Origin of the sequence: Pseudomonas sp. K5002, assembly GCF_013386655.1 — a bacterium.
Lineage (GTDB): Bacteria > Pseudomonadota > Gammaproteobacteria > Pseudomonadales > Pseudomonadaceae > Aquipseudomonas.
The window spans coordinates 1-1,241 of the sequence record NZ_JACARK010000854.1; the positions used below are offsets into that span (position 1 = coordinate 1).

The 1,241-nt window shown below is 61.6% G+C and carries 2 protein-coding genes; both read left to right on the forward strand.

Annotation, left to right across the window (positions count from 1 at the left end; genetic code table 11):
* A partial coding sequence (locus HX846_RS29960) for a rhodanese-like domain-containing protein (RefSeq protein ID WP_256740104.1) occupies nt 1–338 on the forward strand: 338 nt, incomplete at its 5' end.
* 16 nt (nt 339–354) lie between these two features.
* Nucleotides 355–1,215, forward strand: a complete 861-nt coding sequence (asd, locus tag HX846_RS29965; RefSeq protein ID WP_003217535.1) for an archaetidylserine decarboxylase — start codon at nt 355–357, stop codon at nt 1,213–1,215.
* Nucleotides 1,216–1,241: the final 26 nt, after the last annotated feature.

Below are 1,241 nucleotides of genomic sequence, written 5' to 3' on the forward strand. Positions count from 1 at the left end.
CTGCCGACCTGGGCATCTGGGACGCTCGCGGCCCGCTGGAATACTCCGGGGAGAAAGTCCTCGCGGCCAAGGGTGGACACATCCCGGGCGCGGTGAACTTCGAATGGACCGCCGGCATGGACAAGGCGCGCCAGCTGCGCATCCGCCGCGACATGCCGCAGATCCTCGAAGACCTCGGGCTGACCCGCGACAAAGAAATCATCACCCACTGCCAGACTCACCACCGTTCTGGCTTCACCTACCTGGTGGCCAAGGCGCTCGGTTATCCGCGAGTCAAAGGTTATGCCGGTTCCTGGGGCGAATGGGGCAACCACCCCGACACCCCCGTTGAGATTTAAGGTTTAAGGACAGTTAATGAAAAAGCAGTTGTTCATCCTCAGCCAGTACTTGCTGCCCCACCACCTGCTGTCGCGTCTGGCCGGTTGCATTGCCGAATGCCGCGTGCGCTGGTTCAAGAATGCGTTCACCAGCTGGTTTGCCAAGCGTTATCAAGTGGACATGTCCCAGGCCCTGGTTGAAGACGTGACCGCTTACGAGCACTTCAACGCCTTCTTCACCCGCGCGTTGAAAGACGGTGCACGGCCGCTGGATCAGACCCCAGGCGCGGTGTTGAGCCCGGCCGATGGCGCGGTCAGCCAGTTGGGCCCGATTGAACATGGCCGGGTGTTCCAGGCCAAGGGCCACAGCTTCAGCGTGCTGGAATTGCTGGGCGGCGATGCGGCGGTGGCTGCGCCGTTCATGGGCGGCGATTTCGCCACTGTTTACCTGTCGCCGAAGGACTACCACCGGGTGCATATGCCATTGGCCGGCACCCTGCGGGAAATGGTTTATATCCCTGGCCGAATCTTCTCGGTGAACCAGACCACGGCCGAAAATGTGCCGGAACTGTTTGCGCGTAACGAGCGTGTTGCCTGCATTTTCGACACCGAACGCGGCCCGATGGCCGTGGTGCTGGTTGGCGCGATGATCGTGGCATCGATTGAAACGGTTTGGGCAGGCTTGGTAACGCCGCCAAAACGCGAGCTGAAAACCTTCCGTTATGACGAAGCTGCCCGTGGGCCGATCCACCTGGAAAAAGGTGCGGAACTGGGGCGCTTCAAGCTGGGTTCGACGGCAATCGTGCTGTTTGGGCCGGACCAGGTGCAATGGTCGGAAGCACTGCAGGCGGGGACGCCGGTGCAGATGGGCCAGGGCATGGGTTTGCCGAAAGCCTGACCTAGCGATCATTCCCACGCTCCGCG